19 protein-coding genes and 3 pseudogenes are annotated in these 22,599 nt (G+C 52.5%); 14 read left to right on the top strand and 8 right to left on the bottom strand.

Annotated features, from left to right (window positions below; translation table 11 throughout):
- Positions 1-24: 24 nt before the first annotated feature.
- Entirely contained in the window at positions 25-1,356 is a 1,332-nt protein-coding gene (locus tag L855_RS19580) for an IS4 family transposase (RefSeq protein WP_159784407.1), read from the bottom strand.
- 431 nt (positions 1,357-1,787) lie between these two features.
- Positions 1,788-3,854 carry an AAA family ATPase gene (locus L855_RS19575; protein WP_159790617.1) on the bottom strand — a complete coding sequence of 689 codons (2,067 nt, stop codon included), beginning with the start codon at positions 3,852-3,854 and terminating at the stop codon, positions 1,788-1,790.
- A gap of 43 nt (positions 3,855-3,897) precedes the next feature.
- Here L855_RS19575 and L855_RS19570 point away from each other — a divergent pair, with 43 nt between their 5' ends.
- From L855_RS19570 to L855_RS19550, 5 genes are all read left to right on the top strand, one after another.
- The gene (locus L855_RS19570) at positions 3,898-4,122 is read left to right on the top strand and encodes a hypothetical protein (RefSeq protein WP_159790616.1); all 225 of its coding nucleotides are present in this window, start codon (positions 3,898-3,900) and stop codon (positions 4,120-4,122) included.
- 233 nt (positions 4,123-4,355) lie between these two features.
- Positions 4,356-5,258, top strand: coding sequence for a PhnD/SsuA/transferrin family substrate-binding protein (locus L855_RS19565; RefSeq protein ID WP_159790615.1), 903 nt, complete (start codon positions 4,356-4,358; stop codon positions 5,256-5,258).
- Positions 5,259-5,297: 39 nt separating this feature from the next.
- Entirely contained in the window at positions 5,298-6,098 is an 801-nt protein-coding gene (gene phnC, locus L855_RS19560; protein WP_159790614.1) for a phosphonate ABC transporter ATP-binding protein, read from the top strand.
- Entirely contained in the window at positions 6,095-6,910 is an 816-nt protein-coding gene (gene phnE, locus L855_RS19555; protein ID WP_219729960.1) for a phosphonate ABC transporter, permease protein PhnE, read from the top strand. Before phnC ends, phnE begins: the two co-directional genes overlap by 4 nt.
- Before the next feature lie 4 nt (positions 6,911-6,914).
- Positions 6,915-8,264: a class I SAM-dependent methyltransferase gene (locus tag L855_RS19550; RefSeq protein WP_159790613.1), complete on the top strand. Its 1,350-nt coding sequence runs from the start codon at positions 6,915-6,917 to the stop codon at positions 8,262-8,264.
- A gap of 39 nt (positions 8,265-8,303) precedes the next feature.
- On the opposite strand, the gene L855_RS19545 is transcribed toward L855_RS19550, so the two are convergent.
- The 3 genes from L855_RS19545 to zds form a co-directional block, all read right to left on the bottom strand.
- On the bottom strand, positions 8,304-8,972 hold the full coding sequence (locus L855_RS19545; protein ID WP_159790612.1) for an ABC transporter ATP-binding protein: 669 nt from the start codon (positions 8,970-8,972) through the stop codon (positions 8,304-8,306).
- 42 nt (positions 8,973-9,014) lie between these two features.
- On the bottom strand, positions 9,015-9,452 hold the full coding sequence (locus tag L855_RS19540) for an SRPBCC family protein (protein WP_159790611.1): 438 nt from the start codon (positions 9,450-9,452) through the stop codon (positions 9,015-9,017).
- A gap of 90 nt (positions 9,453-9,542) precedes the next feature.
- Positions 9,543-10,985 carry a 9,9'-di-cis-zeta-carotene desaturase gene (gene zds, locus L855_RS19535; RefSeq protein ID WP_159790610.1) on the bottom strand — a complete coding sequence of 481 codons (1,443 nt, stop codon included), beginning with the start codon at positions 10,983-10,985 and terminating at the stop codon, positions 9,543-9,545.
- A gap of 322 nt (positions 10,986-11,307) precedes the next feature.
- Between zds and L855_RS19530 the strand changes: the two genes are divergently transcribed.
- Complete coding sequence (locus tag L855_RS19530) at positions 11,308-12,009, top strand: hypothetical protein (protein ID WP_159790609.1); 702 nt, start codon at positions 11,308-11,310, stop codon at positions 12,007-12,009.
- A gap of 62 nt (positions 12,010-12,071) precedes the next feature.
- Here the strand turns inward: L855_RS19530 and L855_RS19525 are convergent, their stop codons facing one another.
- A complete protein-coding gene (locus L855_RS19525; RefSeq protein ID WP_246199164.1) occupies positions 12,072-12,983 on the bottom strand; it encodes a DMT family transporter in 912 nt (303 codons plus the stop codon).
- A gap of 14 nt (positions 12,984-12,997) precedes the next feature.
- The gene (locus L855_RS19520) at positions 12,998-13,822 is read right to left on the bottom strand and encodes a dual specificity protein phosphatase family protein (protein ID WP_246199162.1); all 825 of its coding nucleotides are present in this window, start codon (positions 13,820-13,822) and stop codon (positions 12,998-13,000) included.
- Positions 13,823-13,987: 165 nt separating this feature from the next.
- On the opposite strand from L855_RS19520, the gene L855_RS19515 reads away from it, so the two are divergent.
- Both L855_RS19515 and L855_RS19510 read left to right on the top strand, forming a co-directional pair.
- The gene (locus tag L855_RS19515) at positions 13,988-14,494 is read left to right on the top strand and encodes a hypothetical protein (RefSeq protein ID WP_159790608.1); all 507 of its coding nucleotides are present in this window, start codon (positions 13,988-13,990) and stop codon (positions 14,492-14,494) included.
- Between the two features lie 58 nt (positions 14,495-14,552).
- On the top strand, positions 14,553-15,629 hold the full coding sequence (locus tag L855_RS19510) for a glycosyl transferase (RefSeq protein WP_159790607.1): 1,077 nt from the start codon (positions 14,553-14,555) through the stop codon (positions 15,627-15,629).
- 20 nt (positions 15,630-15,649) lie between these two features.
- Here L855_RS19510 and L855_RS19505 read toward each other — a convergent pair whose 3' ends face one another.
- Complete coding sequence (locus tag L855_RS19505; RefSeq protein WP_159790606.1) at positions 15,650-16,561, bottom strand: formylglycine-generating enzyme family protein; 912 nt, start codon at positions 16,559-16,561, stop codon at positions 15,650-15,652.
- A 219-nt stretch (positions 16,562-16,780) separates the two neighbouring features.
- Between L855_RS19505 and L855_RS19500 the strand changes: the two genes are divergently transcribed.
- The 6 genes and pseudogenes from L855_RS19500 to L855_RS19475 form a co-directional block, all read left to right on the top strand.
- Positions 16,781-19,024, top strand: coding sequence for an IMS domain-containing protein (locus L855_RS19500; protein WP_159790605.1), 2,244 nt, complete (start codon positions 16,781-16,783; stop codon positions 19,022-19,024).
- Positions 19,025-19,116: 92 nt separating this feature from the next.
- Positions 19,117-19,593 carry a (2Fe-2S) ferredoxin domain-containing protein gene (locus L855_RS19495; RefSeq protein WP_246199159.1) on the top strand — a complete coding sequence of 159 codons (477 nt, stop codon included), beginning with the start codon at positions 19,117-19,119 and terminating at the stop codon, positions 19,591-19,593.
- Positions 19,594-19,705: 112 nt separating this feature from the next.
- Positions 19,706-19,825: pseudogene (locus L855_RS22975) on the top strand (DNA-binding response regulator); the annotation flags it as partial.
- Positions 19,797-20,484: pseudogene (locus tag L855_RS19485) on the top strand (response regulator transcription factor). The pseudogenes L855_RS22975 and L855_RS19485, both read left to right, overlap by 29 nt.
- A 310-nt stretch (positions 20,485-20,794) precedes the next feature.
- Positions 20,795-21,316 (top strand): low amplitude/bright protein LabA, encoded by a 522-nt coding sequence (gene labA / locus L855_RS19480; protein ID WP_159790604.1) that lies wholly within the window; start codon positions 20,795-20,797, stop codon positions 21,314-21,316.
- A 103-nt stretch (positions 21,317-21,419) separates the two neighbouring features.
- A pseudogene (locus L855_RS19475) lies at positions 21,420-22,598 on the top strand (2-isopropylmalate synthase); the annotation flags it as partial.
- Position 22,599 lies beyond the last annotated feature (1 nt).

Below are 22,599 nucleotides of genomic sequence, written 5' to 3'. Positions count from 1 at the left end.
GGGCGTACCCTTGTGGCACTGGTGTCAAGTTAAGGGGTGAGACCAGACCTGACGGGAGATAGCATCTTTCTTTCGTTGGCGCTTACGCCTAGCTTTAACCAGTCCGAAGGACTGGGCATATTGAACCAGAAAAGGAATGAGTTCATCATCCTCAACACGGCCCTGTTCCCGGGCGCGACTGAAAAAGTAAAGACTGCGGAAAACCATTTCCTGAGAAATGCGGTCAATGGGTTCATGTAAAGCCTCAGAGACCTGGGAACAGACGTCGGTAAGCACCGCATAGAAAATCCAGGTGGCATAAATCTGGATTTCAATGCCATTGGAGCCACCGACCCAGAGGTAAGCCAAACCTAACAAGCGTTTGGTCACGAGAAAGGCCTCCTCAATGCGCCAGCGTTGGCGATAAAGCTCGCTAACGTAGCGGGCGGACAAGACCTCGGGGTCAGTGACATTGGTCAAATAGCGGTAGATGGTTCCCTCCCAAGAGACGGACACCAGACGCACGGGATGGTGACAAGGATTAGAGCGGTATTGCCCTAAATCTATCAGTTCGTCACGAACGTAACGGTTTTGACCGAGTACCTTGAGATTCTTGTAAGCGGTTTTCTCCCGCAAGCGAGTCACAAAGAACTTGCCCGAATCGCTAAAGGCATCAAACCAAGGAAACTTAAAGAATCCCAGGTCAAACACCATTAAACCGCCCTTTGGCAGACGTTCGAGCAATGAGTCAGTCCAAAGCTTATCATTGGATTGGGCTTCAGGACTGTACCAGGCCGCCTGGGGGCGATGGTTGAAGGCATCGACCATCATCATCATCTTGCCGGCCAAGGGGGAGGTGGCTTTTTTGCCGCGATGACGATGCAGTTTCTTTTTTAAGGCTTCGAGGGTTGACCCGTCAGCTAGCCAAATGGCTGGGAACTTAGACCGCACCGGTCTCCAGAATGGCGAGACTTCCCCGGGCGCTGAGGATTGGTTCAAGCGCTCAATGACCTGCTCGAGCAAACTGGCAAACAGATGGGCCGGCAGGCTTTGTAATCTTTGGGATAGAGCCTGTTTACTGATGCGTTGAGCTTTCACCCAAAACAGTCCCTCCTGTTCTAGGGTTCGCAGCACTTCACTTAGCCCTGTCATTTGCCGGTAAACTAGGCTCAGGACAATCGCTGTCATCACCGGCAGGGTTAGAGTTCGCTCTCGTAACCGTCGTCCTTTGTTGCTTACGCTTTTGAGGGAGGCAAACGTTCCCGGACTTAACATCTCGAACAAGCGCTGCTCAATCGTCCGATTCACTGGTCCGGGCACTGAGCGATGTCGTCTGAAGTCCGGGTTTCCCGGTTTGTGATAGGTCTTCTTAGGCATCTTTTGTCCTGGCTAGCTAGTCCTTAGCCTATAAGCATTTTTCCCTTGGTCTCGGGTTGTTTACACTTTCTTGACTTTTCCACGATTTCCTTAACTTGACACCAGTGACCCTTGTGGTCGGTGAGCGATAGCCGAACCGTGGTCGCCCTCTTCGGGCTTGTGGTCACTCTCCTCCCCCAAAAAAGAAAAAACCGGGTCTATCCCGCTCCCGAGAGATAGACCCCGCGCACGCCCCCCAATGAGAGAGGAGAACACTGCCGGTTTAGAGGAGAACACTGAAATTCAGTATAGGATTGTTGATAATTTTTGTCAACACTATTGGTAAACTTTTTCAATAATCCTAGGCAAGGGGAGGTAGAGTGTCCCGGGGAGCATTCCTGGACAAACCCAGAGAACGAGTCGCCGGGGGGGCTGAGGGGGGTGGTTTCTCCTTAAAACTCTGGTTCTACCGGGACAATTTCGGTGTATTCATATTCATTGGGACTGCGACAGACGAGGGGATAACGCACTCCAAAGCGTTCGATCGCATCCTCATCACAGTCCGGTTTAGGGGAGTTGTAGCGTAGGACATATTCTCGGCCAATGCGATCGCCCATTTCCGTCTCCACCTCACCCCGCCATTGAGTTTTCGTCACCAACACCACCAACTGGTTAGCCAACTGAGGAATCGACTTCGCCACCTGACGGCGATACATCTCATCAAGACTCCCAAACGGAGAATCCATCACCACCGGATAAGTACTACTATTGGGAGCCACCAGCACTTGACGCTGACTCCAACTGCGAACCCCATCAATAATCCCGCCAATAAACGACAAACTCAGAATCTGATTTTCCCCCGTTGACGCCGCCACCACCTGATCTCGGCCCGCCGTGCGTTCAATCAGACTCAACTCGTAATTCTCATTCAAGATGGGGATATAGGGAGTAAACGAGATTTGGCGAAATAGAGCCTGGATACGTTCTTCGAGGGATTCCCGAAATCGCTGTTCAAAATTGGCTTGAATCTGTTGTAGCCGCTCCATCGCCTCCTGAACCGCCGCAATGCGCCGTTGTGCGAGCAATTGCTTGCGCTCATTCATCTGTTGCTGATCCACATCTTTCCCCAACTGGGTAATCTCCCGCTGGAGGTTGACTCGCTGCTGCTGATTGGCGCCTAATTCCTGATTTAATTCGCTGCTGCGTAATTCTAAATGATCCAGTTGCTGTTGCAGTTCCTGGATATCCTGATCAGGAAAACTGCGGAGTTGCTGTTTTACCGATTCTAACCCTTCGCCAAGGCTTGACAGCTCTCGACTGAGTTCAATCAGGGACTGCTGTTGCGCCTGGGTGGTTTGACAAAATTCTTGCGCTTGCGCGTCAATGTCATCCACTTGGGAACTGAGGCGAATGGCGGTTTCTTCGATATCAGCAATGGCGGCTTTTTCCGTCCATTGTTGTACATTCTCAAAGCCAGGGGAGCCAGGATGGAGTTCAGCACCACAAATACAGCGTTCTTGTTTGAGCAGTTGCTCAACAAAACTGCGTTGAATCCCCCGCCGCAGTTCTCCTGTCTCCTGACGTTGGGATAACCAGCCACGAAACTGTTGTGTCATCTCTCCCAAGAGGATGGTATATCCTTTCGTGGCGATCACATCGGCTAATCCGGCTCGCGTCTGTTGGATACGCTGCACAGTGTCTTGATGTTTTTCTTCTAGGGTGCTGCGTTGTAATTGTAGGTTTTCCGCTCCTTGAAGTTCCAGCAAGTGACGATTGAGGTCATGTTTTTGGCTGGCATACTGTTTTAACTCATCTTCGATTTGCTGATTGCGTTTTTCAAGTTGTTCAACTTTAGCTTCCCGCTCTTGTTTCTGTTTGATAAATTTTTTGGTTTGTGGGTTACCAATGCCTTTAAGATGATTTTCAATAGATTTACGGACTTCATTAAGATGACGCACCCCGCCACCAATTGCATTTATTCCTAATAAAGCTTTAGTTGCATCAGCCAGTTCTGACCGTTTATCATCTCGCATTAATTTTTCTATTCGTTCTCCATCAAAGAAGAAATAGCGATGAAGACTCTCAGGTAAAATACGGCCAATAATATCGTCGGCCAGTTCTTGGGGTAAAAACCAGCGTCCATCTTCCCGAGCATATTGTAAGTTTAAGAGACTATTCCCCGTTTCGACTCCTGATTCCGTGGCATAGGCGCGACAAGTGCGGCGGGCCCGATAGCGGATGGTTCCATGTTCAAAGTGAATTTCCACGAAACATTCGACGGGTTCTCGCAGGGGGGTTTCGGCGATCGCCCGTTTATTGACCAATTGGTCTTCAGCGGCAAATGCGGCACTAAATTTTTCATAGAGAACCCAGGTAAAGCCATTGGTGATGCTGGTTTTCCCTGAACCATTGTTGCCATGAAAGATGGTGGTATTTCGTTCCCCGCTGGCTAAAATGAGTCGGGGGGTTTTGCCGTAAAACTGACGGAAGTTACAAAACTGGATGGATAGAAGTTTCATAGCCAGACTCAACAAGCGAGAGCAATGAGGTAAGGGAACCGCGATGATTTCCTCATCCTACCATCGAGAGGCGGGTCAGTCAGCGACCCCCCCGAGTAGTGCGTGGCGGCATCAACCAGACAATGGTAGGGTGCGTCCCGGCATCGTTGCACTGTTGGATGGAGAGGACTATATCGAAACTTGCCGGAACGCACCATCCCCAGATCTGGGAACGCACCATCCCCGGATTTCCCAACAACCCCGAGCGGTGCGTGGCGGCATTTGTTAATTTGTCCTCTACGTTTCCACCGAATTTGAGCCGCCACACACCCTACCCTGGGAACTGGGATACAGTTTAAGTTCTATCATCAATTAACGCTATCTTAACACTTAAATAAATTGAATTTAAGGTTAGTCCTTTAAAAGTGTTACCTGAGGTCTATCACAAGAGTAATACCTTGCCTGGAAATGGGTAAGCGGGTGATATTTCAGCGACCTCGATGTTTTTCAGGAACCCAGACGATGACAACCACCCTTGAGTTTACCCGGCGACGACTTGCACCGGTAACAGCCGCGTTGAGTCTGTTGCTGGGGGCGTGCCAAGCTCCCAATGATGGCAGTAGTGCTGAGATGACTGGAGCGGGGGGAGCTTGCCCAGCCACTCTACGGTTCGCAGATACGGGAACCGAGGGATTAGAGGAACTCCAACGGGATTTTGCTGCCTTTAAGGCTGTCCTGGAAGAGGTCTTAGAGGTCGATGTAGAGTTTTTTGCGGTGAGCGATCGCACCGTGGCCGCCGCCGCCGTCTCATCAGGCCAAGTGGACATCATCCTCGCCGGGCCCTCGGAATATCTAGCCATTCGTGGCAACGCGGGGTTAGAGCCGATTTTGGCGATTGACAGACCCGGCTACAACGCCAACATTGTTGTTCTTAAAGACAGTGACATCCAATCCCCAGAAGACCTCAGAGGCAAACGCATTGCCCTCAAAGATGCTGGTTCGACCAGTGGTCATATTGGGCCGCTGGCCTTATTGCAGGAACTGGGATTAGACCCCAACCAAGATGTAGATGCCCAACTTCTAGGGGGAGCCAGAATCGAAGCCTTCGCCGCTGGAGATGTCGATGCCTTCGGTGCTGGGGCCAGTGATATTCGCCGCCTCAACGAACGCTATGGCGAGGATTTCTATCGCGTTCTCGTCGAGGGGCCCGAACTTCCCCGAGATGTGATTGGAACCGCACCTCATATTCCCGAATCCTGCAACGACGAAATCGAAGCACGACTCCTGGCTAACCAACGAGAGGTGTTAGACGCTTTGCTCGACTCGAGTCCCAAATATGGTGAATCGAGCCTCCATCCTAATGATGATGCCAACTATGACGGGATGCGAGCGGCCCATGAAGCCGCCGGGATTCCCTTTGACTAAATCCTTCCATCTCCACCTGTTCACTATCAATCCTCAATCGTGATTCCTCTTTCAATTCATGACGTCTCTCGGGTGTTCCCTGATGGAACTCGCGCCCTTGATGGGGTGAGTTTCACCATTAACCCCGGAGAAGGAACCATCCTCTTGGGGTCGAATGGTTCCGGGAAAACCACCCTCTTACGCTGTATCAACGGCTTGGAAGCCCCAACCTCGGGCCAAATCTATGTCGATAATATCGACGTGGTTGCAGCCAAACAACGGCGGGCCCATCACACCCTCAGACGGGTTCGTCGACAGGTGGGGATGGTCTTTCAGAAGTTCCATCTCATTGGCAATCTGGGGGTATTGCAAAATGTTTTGTTTGGTGGTCTTGGGCGAACCAATAATCCTTTCAACGTCTTTTCTGTTGCCGCATCCCGTCAGGAGCGATTGCGGGCCATGGCTTGTTTAGAGCGCGTCGGCTTAGCAGATTTAGCCAAACGGCGGGCGGATAGTCTGTCCGGGGGACAACAGCAACGGGTGGCGATCGCCCGGATGTTAATGCAAGACCCACAAGTGGTTCTCGCGGACGAACCCATCGCCAGTCTTGACCCCAAATCGGGACGCGAGGTAATGGACTTACTCTGGGAAATTGTCCGAGAACGCAATCTGACGGTTGTCTGTGCCTTGCACCAACTAGAAATCGCCAAAGAATACGGCGATCGCCTGGTGGGCCTGCGTCACGGCACTCTCGTGATGGACAGTCCCACTGCCGAGATGAATTCCGAGCGACTCCATCGACTGTATGAAGATATCAATCTTCCCAAACAACCGGTTCAAGACAAAATTAGCCTATCGTGACCTCTCCAACCTCAACTCCAACCTCCTTACAGGCAAAACTTCCCCCTCGCTTCCAACGTCCTCCCCTAGTTTGGTGGATTGGTGGTTTAATCCTGCTGGGCTTATTTATCCATGGCATCTACATCTCTCAACTGACCCCAGAACGCCTGTTTAGCGGTTTAGGTCGCCTCGGAGACTTCCTGATGCAAGCGTTTCCCCCGGATGTCTCGCGGGCCCAAAATTTCTTCTGGGCGATTCTGGTCACCTTTGAGATGGCTTTAGTGGGAACCGTTGTTGGGGTGATTTTGAGTCTCCCTGTGGCCCTGTTGGCCTCCGACAACACCACCCCCAACCCCAAAGTGCGGCTGGTCACTCGGAGTTTGGTAGCGGCAGTGCGGACGATTCCCGATCTCGTCTGGGCCTTAGTGTTCGTGGTGGCGATCGGCTTAGGTCCGGCGGCGGGGATTCTCACCATTGCCGTCGATATTCTCGGCTTCTGTGGGCGATTCTTCTCGGAACGCATCGAGGAACTCGAACCAGGGCCCGTGGAAGCCCTCACCGCCACCGGGGCCTCGCGACTTGGGGTCATTTTGGGGGCTGTGTTTCCCTGTGCCTTTCCCTCCTTTGTTGCCACCAGTCTCTATGGAGTAGAGAAATCCATTCGTTCAGCGGTGGTGTTAGGGTTAGTCGGTGCCGGCGGAATTGGTGTGGAACTGAGTACCTCCATGCGACTGTTCCGCTATGACCAAGCCTTGACCATTATCATCATGATTTGGCTGGTGGTGACGGCTTCAGAACAGGTCTCTAGTAACATCCGCCGTCGAGTGATGTAGGCTCATGTCCCAGTTATCGGAGCAGGTTCGTCAACAGTTTGACTTTCGTCCCTATCCTCAGATTCCTATTGAGCAAGAGGTGACAGAGGAGTCGAGCCTGCTCTTTTCCCATGAATGGCAGACCCCTCATTACCTGCAAACCGGGCGCGTTCCTGAACCGAAAACTGCCCGAATTTTGGATGCTGGTTGTGGCACAGGCTATGGAACCTTAGCCCTGGCGACGGCGAATCCAGGGGCCGAGGTGCTAGGGGTGGATTTTTCGGCGGCATCTCTGGAGAAGGCGCGATCGCGGTTAGACTATCACGGCCATCATCAAGTCGAGTTGCACTGTTTGGATTTGATGCAGTTGCACGAGTTAGGCATTCAGTTTGACTACATCAACTGTGATGACACTCTCTATCTGTTTGACGATCCCATTGCTGCCTTGGGGCAATTGCAAGAGGTTCTTAAGCCAGGGGGCATTTTACGAGTCAATGTCCACAGCGCCTTGCAACGAGAGGCCGTCTATCGAGGCCAGACTCTCTTTCACCGTTGGGGACTGCTAGAGGAGAATCCAGAAACCCCAGCCGTGGAGACCCTACAGGGGGTGATGGGGCAATTAAAGGGATGGGTAAATCTCAAACAACAGACCTGGAAGCCGGAGTTTGCCCGAGAGGAGGCGACGGCGGATATTTTGATGAATTATCTCTTTCAGGGCGATCGCGGCTACACCATCCCCAAAGTGTTTGAGATATTAGAGCAAGCTGGACTTCAGTTTCTGCGCATGGTCAATTGGCAACAATGGGATCTCTTGGCTCTCTTTAACCAGCCTCAATCTCTACCGCCAAGTATCCTAGAACAGTTGCGAGGGATGTCGGTACAGCAACAGCTAGAGTGGTTTGAGTTGTTGCATCCGGTGCATCGGCTTTTAGATTTTTGGTGTGTTAACACGCATCACCCCCCGGCGGACTCCGTGGCAAACTGGGATGCCGTCACTTGGGCCAACCAGTGGTCACAGGTTCAGGTTTGGCTCCATCCGCAACTGTGCCATGATGGGTTCCGCGATGCCTGTTTGCAGAGTTGGCATAGTCAGAAACCCCTTTTGCTGAATGCTTATTTCGACCCTGGATTAAATGGGGTAGTGACTCTCGACAGTCGAGGCGCGATATCCCTGTTCCCCCTGATTAAGACAAGTCCACAGCCTCTGCTGAACCTCATCCGTCGCTCTATTGACCTCTTCCCCCGCCATCCCGAAACCCTAGAACCGGTGCAACCGGAATTGGTGTTGGCACAAGTCAAGACGCTGTTGGTTCATCTCCATCACCACGGCTGTGTGTTTTTGGAACATCAACCCAACGAAGGTAGACAACGGTAGGGTGCGTCGCGGCATCGTTTCACTATCCCCTGGATGGCATTAACTTAATGTGACGGAGGGGGTTTGTTCCCCTGAGGTGGCATCGACTGGGGTCACCGTTCCTTCGTGAATCGTCCAACAGGAATCGGCAATTTCCAACAGTTCCCCCGCGTCGTGAGTCACTACCAGCAAACTCCAATCTTGCTTCAGTTGCTTCAGTAAATTGGCCAGTTGACGACGCATCGACCAATCTAACCCCGCTGTAGGTTCGTCCAATAGCAACACTTGTGGTTGACGAATCAACTGCACCGCTAACGCCAACCGTCGCTGCTGGCCACCACTGAGATCATGGGGCGCACCATACAGAGATAAATGACTTAACCCGACAGCTTCGAGGGCCTGTTTAACCTGTTCTGAGCCAATTTCAGGATGACCGAGGCGCAATTCTTCAAGGATAGTGCCGCCGCAAAAATGCCGTTCGGGAAACTGAAACACCAATCCCACCAGTTGGCGTAATTGTTCCGGGAGGAGTTCGCGATCGCGCCACATCACCTGTCCTGAGGTGGGTTCGGCTAACCCCGCTAAAATCTCCAACAGGGTGGTTTTCCCGGAACCACTCGGCCCGACAATCAACCCCAATGTCTGAGGCGATAACTCTAAATTCAGGGATTTGAGAATTTCCGTGGGACTGGCCGGGGGATGATAGCTGAGATTCGTCAGATGTAGCATAGGAGAAGGTTAGGCGGCCAATTAAGCGTCCTGGGGCTGTGGTTACCGGCGACGGATAGCGTACTCCCGAAAGCGATCCATATCCGCCTGAATCGTCGATTCTACCACCCGCCCCACAAACAGGTTATCCATAATCTTTCCTAGGATACCCGGGATCGCATAGGCCACTGTCAGGCGGACAATACTCGAACCATGGCGATCGTAAAAGCGCACGGCCCCCCGATTCGGTAAGCCATCGACGGATTCCCATTGAATAATTTGTTTGGGAATCAGCTGCACAATCCGCGATAGCCAGGTAAACTCAAACGCCCCTGAGGCCAGTTTCCAGCGGGACAAATCTGGGTCATGCTCCAAAATCGAGACGGATTCAATCCATTTCATCCATTGGGGCATTTGTTCTAAATCAGACCACAACTCCCAGGCCGCCTCAATGGTAACCGGGACTTCGACTTGCACGCTATGTTCTAACCAATCTGTCATTAGGGCTATCCGATAAATAATGAGTCTGAGGGTGTTGAGGAGTCCCAGGCGGGTGGGGAAACCGAGGACTCTTGGGATTGACGATGGGGATTACCGGCGGGCAAACTCCTCTAAAATCGCTTGCGCGGCCTGATTTCCCGATAGGGTTGCCCCCTCCATACTATCGATATAGTCCTGCTGTGTGTAACTGCCGGCGAGGAAGAAATTATCAATGGGGGTACGTTGGGCGGGGCGATAGACATCCATCCCAGGGGCTTCGCGATAGAGGGATTGGGCTAGTTTGACGACACTATACCAGGTCATATTGAGGTCCCGGGCCGAGGGAAACAGCGATCTCACCTGTTCTAAAACATGATGGGCAATCTGTTCGTTGCTTTGTTTAATAAAGGGGTCACCGGGGGTTAAAACTAACTGCATCAAGGAGCCTTCACCGGGTTTGTAATAGTCCCCAGGACTGGTTAAGGCTAAATCGGCAAAACAGGAGAAGTCGGCATCGGGGGTATAAAGGAGGTTATCCAATCCCGCCGCTTCTTGCAATTGTTGCCGTTTCTCGGCATCTTGCAGTTCCGTCACCCAACCGTCAAACCGCAGTTGCACGGTAGCCACGGGAACGGTGTCTAATTTATAGATGTTGTCAAACTCGGGCCATTTGCGCCATTCAGGGGGCAGAATTTTTTGGATACCCGGCACGTCACAGGCGAAGACATAGGCATCGGCTTCGATAATCTCCTCCGTTTCCCCCTGGGCCACGACAATGGCATCAACTTCAGTGTGGCCGTCATGGTCAGTAAATTTAATCTGACGCACCCGGCGACGGGTATGAATTTTAGTCCCCCGTTCTTGGAGATAGTCGAGGATGGGTTGATGGAGATAGGTATGGGGGGAGCCTTCCAACATCCGCAAGACGGAGGCCTCGGTGCGGGCGGCGAAAAATTGGAAGATGGTCAACATACAACGAGCGGAGATGTTCTCGGTGTCGATGAACCCGAGGGCGTAGGCGATGGGATTCCACATCCGCTTGAGGCTGCCGTTGTTGCCGCCGTGGGAGCGAAACCAGTCGGCGAAGCTGATGCGATCGAGGTCGCGAATGGTGGTCATGGCCCCCTCGAAGTCGACTAAACCCCGCACGATGGGACTGGTTCCCAGGGCTAGGGAGTTTTGCAACTTGTCTTGTAGGGAGAGTTGCGAGGTGGTGAAGAAGGCTTTGAGGCCGTTGAAGGGTGCGCCGGTGATAAACCGAAAGTCCAGTTCTCCGACTCGTCCGCCGTCGTTGATGAAGGTGTGGGTATGCTGTTTTAGGCGTAGGGCATCTAATGCGCCCACTTTCTCCATGAGGGCGAAGAGGTTGTAATAGCAGCCGAAGAAGACGTGCAGCCCCATTTCGATATGGTTGCCGTCGGTATCGACCCAACTGCCCACTTTACCGCCGACGAAGGGACGGGATTCAAAGATTTCTACCTCATGGCCGGCATCGGCTAGGTTGACGGCTGTGGTGAGTCCGGCAAGTCCGGCACCGGCGATCGCAACTCGCATATTGCGTTGTCCTACATGTGTTTAAGTTTGCTTAATGTATTGTAATCTTTTGCGGGAGCGAGTAGGGGCCAAAATAGAGACCCAAAATTGATCTCCCTGGGACAACTCAGGAATCCGGCGATCGCCCCCAGGCTCTAAAGGTCCTGAAAATCAAAACAGCCAAACCCCCACTCACCCGCTGGCGACTGGAGGTCTGGCTATTGCTGTACATCGATCATGTACAATTTTCCCGATGCGCTGGGGTCTTAACTCACAAACGGAGACATAGGACAATCCCAGAGCTTACGTCTACAAATATAGCTAACTTGTTTAGGTTCTGTCAATGTCCGGACTCAGACCACTCTCGCAAAATACCCAAGATGAGATCGCCACAGCTCTCTCATCGGTGCGCTTGCGCCCTTACCTCAGAACGGTCAATGGGCAACTTGAACCCGCCATTCGGCTTTACGAACTGAATCTCTGCATTTGTACTGCTATCTATCCTAGTCTTCACATTTTTGAGATTACCTTTCGCAATCAGATTGATCGGGCGTTACAAGAGCAGTATGGTCGCCACTGGTACCAGTGCGGTTTACTCGAACAACGAGCGCAAAGTTTCATTGAAAAAGCCAAAGATACCGTTAGACGACAAGGACGACCCTTAACACGACCTCGTATCATCTCTGAACTCACCCTAGGATTCTGGATTAGCTTGATAACCCGTAAAAAGTACCAGCAACGTGTTTTCAATAAGTGTATAAAATATATTTTCCCTTATGCTTTAGCCACAGAGAGAAACTTCAAAGAGTTGGCCCCTAAACTGCCTCTCAATATTCTATATCTACGCAATAGAGTCTTTCATTATGAACCCATCTGGCAGAAACCCTATGATGTTTCCAGCAAACACCAATATATCCACAAAACTTTGAACTGGATAAGCCCTGAAGTATTACAGTGGCTCAAGACTCAGGACGACTTTTTGAAGGTATATAACCAAGTTTCTGATGAGCTAGAACACCTTATCAATCCTTTTAGATATGATTGATAATCAAGTGGTGTCCAAGTATATAAATTCGACAGGAAATTGTGTAGCCCCTCACAAGAGGATTACGAAAACAACAACGCCACCCCCGACACAGCCACCACTGCCCCCAGACTAGCCCTGAGGGTAAGCCGATCGCCCGTCCAGGCCGCCAACGGTAACACAAAAATCGGACTCATGGCACTGAGGGTTTGGGAGACCCCCGCCAGGGCAAACTTGAGAGAGGTTTGTTGCAGCCAAATGGCTAAATAGGTTCCCAGAAACGCTGCCACCCCAATCATGGCCCAGGTGCGGCCGGAGACGATGGGCGTCCAAGTGAACGTTATTGAACGGGGCATGGCGGCCATCCAGAGGGGCAAAAAGACCAATCCTGCCACCAGGCGAATTAAGGCCGCCACCAGGGGACTCACATCGGTTTCGGCTAAGGCAGCCCGTGAGAGAACCGCCCCGCCTGCTTGGGCCGCCGCCGCTAGCAACGCCCAGGCCAGCCCCTGCCAGGGAACTTGAGCCTTGGCAGGGGCGGCGCTAGGGTTGACGCGCTCCTGAATCACCGAGGCCACCCCCAAGAGAATCAGCATCATGCCAATGCCTGAACGAGGGGTGAGGAGTTCTGCCAGAACCACCGCCGCGATTAAGGCCGTCATGGCGGGAGAGAGGGTTTGTAACAGGAGTGTACGCCGGGAACCGAGACGGTTAAGGGCGTAGAAGAAGGCGGTATCTCCTACACTAATGCCCAGGCCACCACTGGCAGCTAGGAGGAGTAGCGATCGCCTCGGCATTTCAGGCAGGCCGGTTCCTCGCAGCAGTAGGGTGAGCAGAATCAGGGCAATGGCGATCGCCCCCTTGAGTAAGGTTAGTTGTAGGGGTGGGATGCGATCGCCCACCTGTTGATACAATACCGCCGCGATCGCCCACAGAAGTGCCGACAGCAGCGCCGCTACTTCGCCGCGATAGGTGATTATCCACTCACTCATCATGGTTAATTAAGCCATTATTGGCGCGGAAATAGCCGCTCTAAACTCTGTTGTAAATGGCGGTGCGGATAGATGTTGGGCTTGCGACTCCAGACATATTCCACGGTTTCCACGTAAGTCCAAGTGGGATGCTTCGCAAAACAATAGGCCACCATCACCGAACCACTGCGCCCAATCCCTGCGCGACAATTGACCATGATTTTATGCCTTCCTGCCGCCCGTTGTTCATCGAGCCAATTAACGGCTTTCACCAATATCTCATCAGAAATAGTGTTTTCTGCCCCATCCGGTGTCCCTAATTTTTGATAGGTAATTTTCGCTTGAGGGGGATAGGAAAGTGCTAATTCCTCTGCCATATTCAGAACAGCATCGACTCCCAACTTATCCGCTTGAGACGCAGCAATATAGTTGCCAATATAGAGATTACTAATAATGCGAAGACAACTCGGTCCCTGGGCCCAGGGCATTAAGTCCGAGGGTTCCTGAACACTGAGGAAACCGTCATTGTGAGGATAACCCAGCCATTGCCAAACATCCGGTTGCTGGCGATCGCCGATGCGATAGGTATAGTAATACTCTCCCTGACTGGTGGGGAAAAACGCTCCCTCAAAATGGTGAACCCCATCTAGGGTGACATGATAGGGCAAGTCAATGGCGTACCAGTCTCCCTCGCTGTTGTACTTACTGGGGATATTGGTCCACATTTGCACCATCAACTGTTCTGGGGGCAGTGGACTACGGAGTCTCAGGGTGGCGCCAAAGCGTTCTAGCATAAAGCGTCGTAGGCGATCGCCTAGGGGGGGCTGAATTTCGATGAGTTCGGCAAACTGGGGATGAGACATGGTTCAACAACAGGGATAGCTAGGGGCAAGATGCGATCGCCACCCTCATCCTACACCCCTAGCCCCGAGGAAAGCACCCCCAGATGAACCAAACAGTGGGTCAATTCTGGCTGTTAGACTAGCGATGATGGTTTCGGCCATTTGCGTCCATCTTTCCTAACGGTTATGAGTATTGAACCCGAACCCACACCTAACCCCGAACCCAATCAGTCTAATACCGACCTCCCCCCAGATATTTTATCAGGTCGTAAATTTACCCTCGCTGATGCGATCGCAGCAGAAGGAAGCAACTTCTTTAAAGGCGAGTCCCCTGTGCCAATTTTGTTGCGAGCCGTCACAGAAATCAATGGATTTATTGATAAACACCTGCGGGACTCCTCCGGTGCGTTAAAAGCTGTTTTGCAAGATTGGGTCAAACAGGATAGCCGCGTCAGTGAGCATATTGATCAGCCCCTAATTGCCCTAGAGCAGATTCTCACGTCAATTACCACAAACTCAGAAATCCTCTATGAATTTGTCCGCCAAGTGGATTTTAAATGGGGACAAATTTACGGCGATCGCCCCTATTTCCAACAGCCTGGACAATCCCCCGATCCTGAGGATGAATACACCCATGACTCGGTTCAAAAACAACTCCTGACGCTTCTCAATCACCTCCAAGATAGCCTCTAATCCCCGGTGTAAACCCGCCATTTACCCGAATCAAGTTTCCATCACTGTCCCTTTGTCTATGTCCCGCCCTGTTCTCTACTTCGCCGTCACCAATCATGGCTTTGGCCATGCCGTTCGCGCCGCCTCCGTGGCTGCCACCATCCAACGTCTCAACCCCGAGATTCTCATCGCCATGGTGACAACCGCCCCCCGCTGGCTTCTCGACTCCTACATTCCAGGAGACTATCTCTATCGCCCTCGGGCCCTGGATGTGGGGGTGATTCAAGCCGATAGCCTCACGATGGACCAAGCTACCACCCTAGAGAAGCTGCGGGATATCCAAAAACGGCAAAACGAGATTATTGCCGGGGAAGTGAACTTTATTAAGCTGAATCGGGCCGGATTGGTTCTGGCAGATATTCCTCCCCTCGCCGTCAAAATCGCTCACTATGCCGGAGTTCCGGGCTGGATGATGAGTAACTTTGGCTGGGATTTTATTTATCGCCCCTGGGGTGGGGAGTTTGTCGAGATTGCTGATTGGATTGGGGAGTGTTTTGGGGAATGCGATCGCCTATTTCGTCTGCCTCTCCATGAACCCATGTCAGCATTTAGCAACATCAGCGATGTGGGCTTAACGGGGGGAACCCCGAAATACAGGGAAGCGCACCTCCGAGAGACTTTTTCCCTAACAGCCCCCCGTGAGAAAACCATTCTCCTCACCTTCGGCGGTTTAGGCTTACAGGCCTTGCCCTATCACCGTCTGCGGGAGTTTCCTGATTGGCAATTTCTCACCTTCGATCGCAATGCCCCAGATTTGCCCAATTTACGGAAAATCCTCGACACTGCCTATCGTCCGGTGGATGTGATGCCTCTGTGCGATCGCGTCGTCTCCAAACCTGGCTATAGTACCTTCGCCGAAGCCCTGCGCCTGGATGTTCCCCTAGTGTCAGTGACACGGGAAGGCTTTGCTGAAGCCCAAATCCTCCTCGATGGGATTCAGGAGTGGGGGCAGCATCAAATTATCCCCCATGACGAGTTCTTCACCGGCGATTGGCAGTTTCTGCGAGAGGCCCCCCAGCCCTCCAAACAGGCCAGCACACTGCCGAAAGATGGCAACGAGGCGATCGCCCAAGCGGTAATTGACTTTTTTGCTTAAGTATGCTAGGCGACCCAACCCTAGACATCACAGGCGACCCGAAAGCCCACGTTGTAACTCTTGAACTGGGGGGGATAGTGAATGCGGCTAGCAGCGCGGCAATAACTGGGGAAATACATCCAGGACCCACCCCGTAAGGGTCGGCTACCTTCATCGCCTCCTACGAGCCAAATACGTCCGTCCTGGGGGGCATTCTCATAGGTGGGATGCCAGGTGTCGGCGCACCATTCCCAGACATTGCCGTGGAGGTCATATAAGCCGAAGTCATTGGGTAAGAAACTCCCTACCACCGTTGTTTTTTGGCGCAAGCGTCCCGTTCGCCCTTGGCCGTAGCGATGCCGGCCATCGTAGTTGGCCAGATTCGTCGTTAGGGTATCACCACAATAGAAGGGAGTCGTGGTTCCGGCGCGACAGGCATATTCCCATTCCGCCTCACTCGGGAGTCGGTAGCGTCGGCCCGTCTTCCAGGAGAGGCGATCGCAGAACTCCACCGCCTCCAGCCAAGATACCGTTTCCACCGGGCGGGCATCTCCCCGGAAACTGGCGGGTTTCGAGGGCAGAGGACGGCGAACCTGGGGTAACTTCGCCACTGCCGTCCATTGAATTTGGGTGATGGGATATTTACTCAAACAAAACGGCGTCACGTGAACCCAATGTTGCGGGGATTCTCGCCGAGGACTAGACGCTTCTCCTGGGGGGCTTCCCATTAAAAACTCTCCCCCCGGAATCGCCACCATATCTAACGGCGCGCGATCGCTCAACTGTTCTCGATAATACCGTCCCTGTCGTGGCTGTCGCCTTAGTTCCCGGCCTTCTGCATCCAGGGTGACCGTCTCAAAATTCCAAGAGGTGAGGGGCAGCGTCACCCTGGAGGCCTGAGCCGAGGGGATTCCATCTGAGGGTTGGGACAGGGTTCGGTGTTGCGTAAACATAGAGTAATCTGGGCGATCGCAGTATCGTAAACAACGACTTAACAAAAGTTAATGCCTGTCAAGGCAATCATTTTAGATCACAATGGGAAAAAGAAGAAAAGTCCCTCAAAATGCAGCAACGTTCAAATCTTCAGATAGGATAGGTTAATCTGTGGGTGAGGCCGCCCTCATTGCCCGATGAAATCCTTAAAGATGTGACCCTGGGGGAAGTGGAGCATCGTGCTAATTCCACTCGACTACTACCGTATTCTTGGCTTGCCCATCCAGGCAACCGCCGAGCAAATCCAGCAATCCTATCGCGATCGCTCGCGACAATTGCCGCGTCGGGAATATTCCGAGGCGGCCGTTGAAGGGCGCAAACAACTCATTGACGAAGCCTATACCGTCCTCGCCGATGCTGAGAATCGCGCCCGCTACGACAGCCTATTTCTCAGTCAAACCTACGACGACATCTCCCTTGTCGAGGATGCCGATGGCCCAGACTCAACCCCCGAGGAGTTGAGTGGTTCCCCCCAGGGCGATCGCAATGGCATGACCCCCGTTGCCCCCCCTCGTCCGACCCAAAGTCCTAGCCTAGAAATCGAACCCCAGCAACTGGTAGGGGCCCTAGCGATTCTTTTAGAACTGGGAGAATATGACCTGGTTCTTAAACTCGGTCGCCCTCATCTGTCTGGGCGACTCCCGGAGACTCCGGCGGCAACGGATAACGTCTTCCGCTCCGATATTGTCCTTACCGTTGCCGTCGCCTACCTAGAAATGGGGCGAGAACAATGGCAACAACGGCAATATGAAAATGCCGCCTCCTCCCTCGAAGCCGGCCAAGCCTTGCTGCTGCGGGAAGGATTGTTCCCTCAAGTGCGCGGTGAAATGCAAAACGACCTGCAAAAACTTCGTCCCTATCGGATTTTAGAACTCCTAGCCCTCCCCCTAGAGGAAGAAAGCCTGCGACAGCGGGGGCTACAACTGTTGCGGGAGATGCTTCAGGAACGGGGGGGACTCGATGGGAGCCAGGATGATGGCTCCGGCTTAGATGTCAACGACTTCCTCCGCTTTGTCCAACAACTACGTCAGTACACCACCGCCGCTGAGCAGCAATCCCTGTTTGAACTCGAAGCCCGCCGCCCCTCGGCTGTGGCCACCTATCTAGCGGTCTATGCCTTGATTGGCCGTGGTTTCGCTCAACGACAGCCAGGACTCATCTATCGGGCCAAACTCTTACTGGTTCAACTCGGCCGCCGTCAAGATGTCCATCTCGAACAAGCGGTTTGTGCCCTGCTGCTGGGGCAGACGGAACAGGCGAGTCGGGCCTTAGAATTGTCTCAGGAAGAGGAGCCGATTCGTTTGATTCGGGAACATTCCCAAGGGTCCCCGGATTTACTCCCCGGTTTGTGCCTCTATGGGGAACGTTGGCTTCAAGATGAGGTGTTCCCTCATTTTCGTGATTTAAACAATCTGACGGCCTCTCTCAAGGACTATTTTGCTGATCCTCGGGTGCAAACCCATCTGGAAAACCTGCCCCCAGAAAGTGAAGATTCGGCGCAATGGGTGGTCTCAGCCACCCAAATGGCACTCCCGCCGCCAACGGATGCTCAGCCGGTGTTGGCGGGGGCCAATGCCCTCGGTCAGACTACCAGTGCTCCGAGTTGGGAGAGTGCCGGGCGATCGCCGCTGGGGCGTAGTAGTCCCTCCTGGGAGTTGTCCTCCTCGTCAGCTCAGGGATCCGTTGGACGCACTTCGGTGAGTACCCCCCGTTTTCCAGGGGCGAATCCCTTTACCGCTCCTGAACCGTCAAATCCCAACCCCAACGCCTCGAAACCGCGACGGCGACGTCGTCGGGATGGGGTCTCCTCCCAACCCGGCCGACGCAGTGGGGTTAAATTAGACCGCCTGCTGTTACTGGTGGGTGGAGGACTGTTGGCCTTGGTGGTGCTGTGGATCCTGTTGACGAGCCTCTTGGGGGGGTTGGCCTCTCTGTTGGGACTCTCAGGGCCGCAATTGACTCGTGATGGGGCTGATGTTAGTCTGACGGACCCCCTGTTTGAGCTTCCGTCACCGGAACCTGCCCCAGCTCCCGATGGCCCCTTGAGTAATACAGTTGCTCAACAAACCATTGAACGCTGGTTTTCGGTTAAGGTTGAGGCCGTGGGCCAAAATCATACCCTCGATCGCCTGCCAACGGTGTTAACGGGACAGGCGTTGACCCAATGGCAAGAACGAGCTGAGGATGCTCGCCGCACGGGCTGGTATTGGGAGTTTAGTCGTCATGAGGTCTCCGTCGAGGCGATCGATATCGACTCCGAAACCCCGGATCAAGCCTCCGTCGAGGCGATCGTTCAGGAGGCCGGAACGCTCTATGAGAACGGTCAAGAAGTCAGTTCTACGGATGCTAGCCCCTTAACGGTTGTCTATCGTCTCGTTCGCGTTGATGGAGATTGGCGAATTGAAGATTGGTCAGTTCAATAACGACGTCAGCTCTAGGCAAGGGGAATGGGCTACACTGAGGTTTGAGCCTCATGCGCTCACCTATTTTTCGTCTGTTATGTTCATCGATCCCTATGCGTGATACTGACCTGTCTTTTGACTCCTCAGAGGTGATCCCCGGTGAGGGAATCTGTGAGGAGGGCAGCCCGATTCGTCAATGTGTCGAGAGTCTGGATATTCCCCGCATTGGACGGCATCTGTTTCTCTGCGCTGACCAAACTAAGCCCAAATGTTGCCCCAAGGAGGAGAGCGTGGCGGCTTGGGATTATCTCAAACGGCGACTGAAGGAATTAAAACTCGATCGCACCAGTGCTGAACAACCGGTGTGTGTTTTCCGGACGAAAGCCAACTGTCTTCGAGTTTGTACTCAGGGGCCGATTTTGTTGGTCTATCCCGATGGGGTTTGGTATCGCCAGGCCACGCCGGAGGTACTTGAGCGGATTATTCAGGAGCATTTGATGGGCGATCGCATTGTCGAAGAGTATGTGATCTGGCAACCTTCACCATCCCAGAGTCAAGACCATCCCCCAGCTTTAGATGAGTCGGACTAGAGTTAGGATTCCCCTGAGTTGTGGGTCAAGGAATGGGTTAAAATGATCGATGGTGTTATGGTTACGCTCCCGCCGAAACGGCAAGCGAATTTTTTGATATAGACAGTCTCTTATGAAAAATACAACCCCCAAACGATTACTTCTTATTGATGATGACCCTAATCTAATCTTACTGGTCAAAGACTTTCTCGAATTTCGTGGCTATGATGTCACAGCAGCAGAAAATGGACGTTCTAATCTTACTGGTCAAAGACTTTCTCGAATTTCGTGGCTATGATGTCACAGCAGCAGAAAATGGACGAGAAGCTCTCGAAATTTTAGATGAAGCCATCCCTGAATTGATTATTTGTGATGTCATGATGCCGGAAATGTGAAGCTCTCGAAATTTTAGATGAAGCCATCCCTGAATTGATTATTTGTGATGTCATGATGCCGGAAATGGACGGCTATGGCTTTGTTCAAAAAGTACGTGAAAATCCGAGAACCAGTTGGGTTCCTGTGATTTTTCTCTCGGCAAAAGGACAAAGCCAAGACCGAGTCAAGGGGTTAAATACCGGGGCGGATGTGTACATGGTTAAACCCTTTGAGCCGGATGAATTGGTGGCTCAGGTGGAGTCCTCTCTACAACAGGCCGCTCGCTTAATGGCGCGCAAGTTCTCGGGCCAGGACAACGCCCCACCCCTCAAAGTTCGTTCAGGTGTTGAACTGACCCCCACAGAACTGAAAGTGGTTCAGTGGGTGGCCCGGGGGATGGCGAATCGAGAAATTGCTTTAGAAATGAAGGTGAGTCAGCGGACGATTGAAAGTCATGTGTCCAATATGCTGGGAAAAACTGGACTTCATAACCGCACTGAACTGGCGCGTTGGGCGATTGAAACCAATATGGTTTAATGCCTTAGACTCTGCGACGAGGGTCATTGACCCCGTTGGGGAGGTAAAAGTTTAACGAAATGTTAAGCTGGAAAGGGTGATTATCCTATTGATCGCCTGATTGGATGTCAAGCTGCACAGTGTTGTGCGGTATCTCATTCCTCATCCGGGGATAGACCCTCATGAGTGATTGGCCCAGGGATGATCCCAAATGCGATCGTCCTAGCATGGCTTGCACTCGCCCCAATCCGTAGGCTGAACTTCTATCTTACGTTTAGTCCTGATTGATTTCTAACTTTTTACATCTAAACCAAACTCAGGTATAGCATTAATGATTTATGACACGGATCGCCTGTCCATTTTCGTGGATGGGAATAATATGTTCTACGCCCAACAAAAAAATGGCTGGTTCTTTGACCCCCGACGCGTCCTAGACTACTTCCGCAGTCAGTACACCAGTACCAACTTGGTCAACGCTTTCTGGTACACCGGCTTAAAAGACCCCCAAGACCAACGGGGTTTCCGGGATGCCCTCATCAGCCTCGGCTACACGGTACGCACGAAAATCCTCAAAGAGTATTACGACGATAACTCCGGGCGTTACTCCCAAAAAGCCAATCTGGACATTGAAATTGTTATAGATATGTTTAACACCGTGGATCAGTACAACCGCGTTGTGTTATTTAGTGGAGATGGAGACTTTGAGCGGGCGATCGAACTGCTACGCTCCAAGAACACTCACATCACCGTTGTCTCGACGGAAGGGATGATTGCTCGTGAATTGCGTAACGCCACCGATCGCTACATCGATCTCAATGAGATTCGCGACAAAATCGAGAAATTAGACTATTGATTACACTATTAACAGTCCCTGAAGTCAGGAATCTCCCCTCGATTCTCCTGGTGTTCAGGGTCTGACCGCTTTCGATTCCTTACAGACACACGCGAGGTATCTTATGACGAACCAGCCCGATCGCATTATCATCTTTGACACCACCTTACGGGATGGCGAACAGTCCCCTGGGGCAACTCTGAACAAAGAGGAGAAGTTGACCATCGCCCGTCAACTGGCCCGTCTCGGCGTTGATGTCATCGAAGCGGGATTCCCCTTCGCCAGCCCCGGCGACTTCGAGGCGGTTCAAGGGATCGCCGACCAGGTGGGAACCCCTGATGGCCCCACAATTTGCGGCTTAGCCCGGGCCACCCGAGGCGATATCAAGTCCGCCGGGGAGGCCCTGGCCCCCGCTGCCCACAAGCGCATTCATACCTTCATCGCCACCTCCGATATCCACCTCAAGCATAAGTTGCGCAAGAGTCGGGAAGAGGTGTTGGCGATCGCCCCTGAGATGGTGGCCTATGCTAAAACCTTTACCGATGATGTGGAGTTCTCCCCAGAGGATGCCGCCCGCAGTGACCCGGACTTTATGTATCAGGTCTTGGAAGCGGTGATTGACGCGGGGGCAACAACGGTCAATATCCCCGATACCGTCGGCTACACCACCCCAGGAGAGTTTGGAGCCTTGATTCGGGGTATTGCCGAGAATGTCCGTAACATTGACCAAGCGGTGATTTCGGTTCACGGTCATAACGACTTGGGCTTAGCTGTGGCTAACTTCCTAGAAGCGGTGAAAAACGGCGCTCGTCAGTTGGAATGCACCATTAACGGCATTGGGGAACGGGCCGGAAATGCCGCCTTAGAAGAGTTGGTGATGGCTTTGCACGTCCGCCGTCAGTATTACAATCCCTTCCTCGGCCGCCCAGTGGAGTCGGAGGAATCCTTGACGAACATCAACACCCGCGAGATTTATAAAACCTCCCGTTTGGTGTCTAATTTGACGGGAATGTTTGTGCAGCCTAATAAAGCCATTGTTGGGGCCAACGCCTTCGCCCATGAGTCGGGGATTCACCAGGATGGGGTTCTCAAGAACCGCATGACCTATGAGATTATGGATGCCCAGTCCATCGGCTTAACGGACAATCAGATTGTCTTGGGCAAACATTCAGGACGCAATGCCTTCAAAACCCGGTTGAAGGAGTTAGGGTTTGAACTCTCGGAGACGGAGTTAAATAAAGCCTTCCTCAAGTTTAAAGCCTTCGCCGATCAGAAAAAGGAAATCACGGACTGGGATTTAGAGT

Origin of the sequence: Sodalinema gerasimenkoae IPPAS B-353 (assembly GCF_009846485.1) — a bacterium.
Taxonomy (GTDB): Bacteria; Cyanobacteriota; Cyanobacteriia; order Cyanobacteriales; family Geitlerinemataceae; genus Sodalinema; species Sodalinema gerasimenkoae.
The sequence above is the reverse complement of the archived record's forward strand: the minus strand, read 5'-3'. Positions and strand labels throughout refer to the sequence as shown.

Excerpts from the sequence above, each read along its gene's own strand:
- L855_RS19575 (WP_159790617.1), bottom strand. The coding sequence starts at position 3,854 with ATGAAACTTCTATCCATCCAGTTTTGTAACTTCCGTCAGTTTTACGGC.
- labA (WP_159790604.1), top strand. The coding sequence starts at position 20,795 with ATGATTTATGACACGGATCGCCTGTCCATTTTCGTGGATGGGAATAAT.
- L855_RS19530 (WP_159790609.1), top strand. The coding sequence starts at position 11,308 with ATGTCCGGACTCAGACCACTCTCGCAAAATACCCAAGATGAGATCGCC.
- L855_RS19520 (WP_246199162.1), bottom strand. The coding sequence starts at position 13,822 with ATGTCTCATCCCCAGTTTGCCGAACTCATCGAAATTCAGCCCCCCCTA.
- L855_RS19495 (WP_246199159.1), top strand. The coding sequence starts at position 19,117 with ATGCGTGATACTGACCTGTCTTTTGACTCCTCAGAGGTGATCCCCGGT.
- L855_RS19510 (WP_159790607.1), top strand. The coding sequence starts at position 14,553 with ATGTCCCGCCCTGTTCTCTACTTCGCCGTCACCAATCATGGCTTTGGC.
- zds (WP_159790610.1), bottom strand. The coding sequence starts at position 10,985 with ATGCGAGTTGCGATCGCCGGTGCCGGACTTGCCGGACTCACCACAGCC.
- L855_RS19565 (WP_159790615.1), top strand. The coding sequence starts at position 4,356 with ATGACAACCACCCTTGAGTTTACCCGGCGACGACTTGCACCGGTAACA.
- L855_RS19515 (WP_159790608.1), top strand. The coding sequence starts at position 13,988 with ATGAGTATTGAACCCGAACCCACACCTAACCCCGAACCCAATCAGTCT.
- L855_RS19550 (WP_159790613.1), top strand. The coding sequence starts at position 6,915 with ATGTCCCAGTTATCGGAGCAGGTTCGTCAACAGTTTGACTTTCGTCCC.
- L855_RS19540 (WP_159790611.1), bottom strand. The coding sequence starts at position 9,452 with ATGACAGATTGGTTAGAACATAGCGTGCAAGTCGAAGTCCCGGTTACC.
- L855_RS19505 (WP_159790606.1), bottom strand. The coding sequence starts at position 16,561 with ATGTTTACGCAACACCGAACCCTGTCCCAACCCTCAGATGGAATCCCC.
- L855_RS19580 (WP_159784407.1), bottom strand. The coding sequence starts at position 1,356 with ATGCCTAAGAAGACCTATCACAAACCGGGAAACCCGGACTTCAGACGA.
- L855_RS19570 (WP_159790616.1), top strand. The coding sequence starts at position 3,898 with ATGATTTCCTCATCCTACCATCGAGAGGCGGGTCAGTCAGCGACCCCC.
- L855_RS19545 (WP_159790612.1), bottom strand. The coding sequence starts at position 8,972 with ATGCTACATCTGACGAATCTCAGCTATCATCCCCCGGCCAGTCCCACG.
- L855_RS19525 (WP_246199164.1), bottom strand. The coding sequence starts at position 12,983 with ATGATGAGTGAGTGGATAATCACCTATCGCGGCGAAGTAGCGGCGCTG.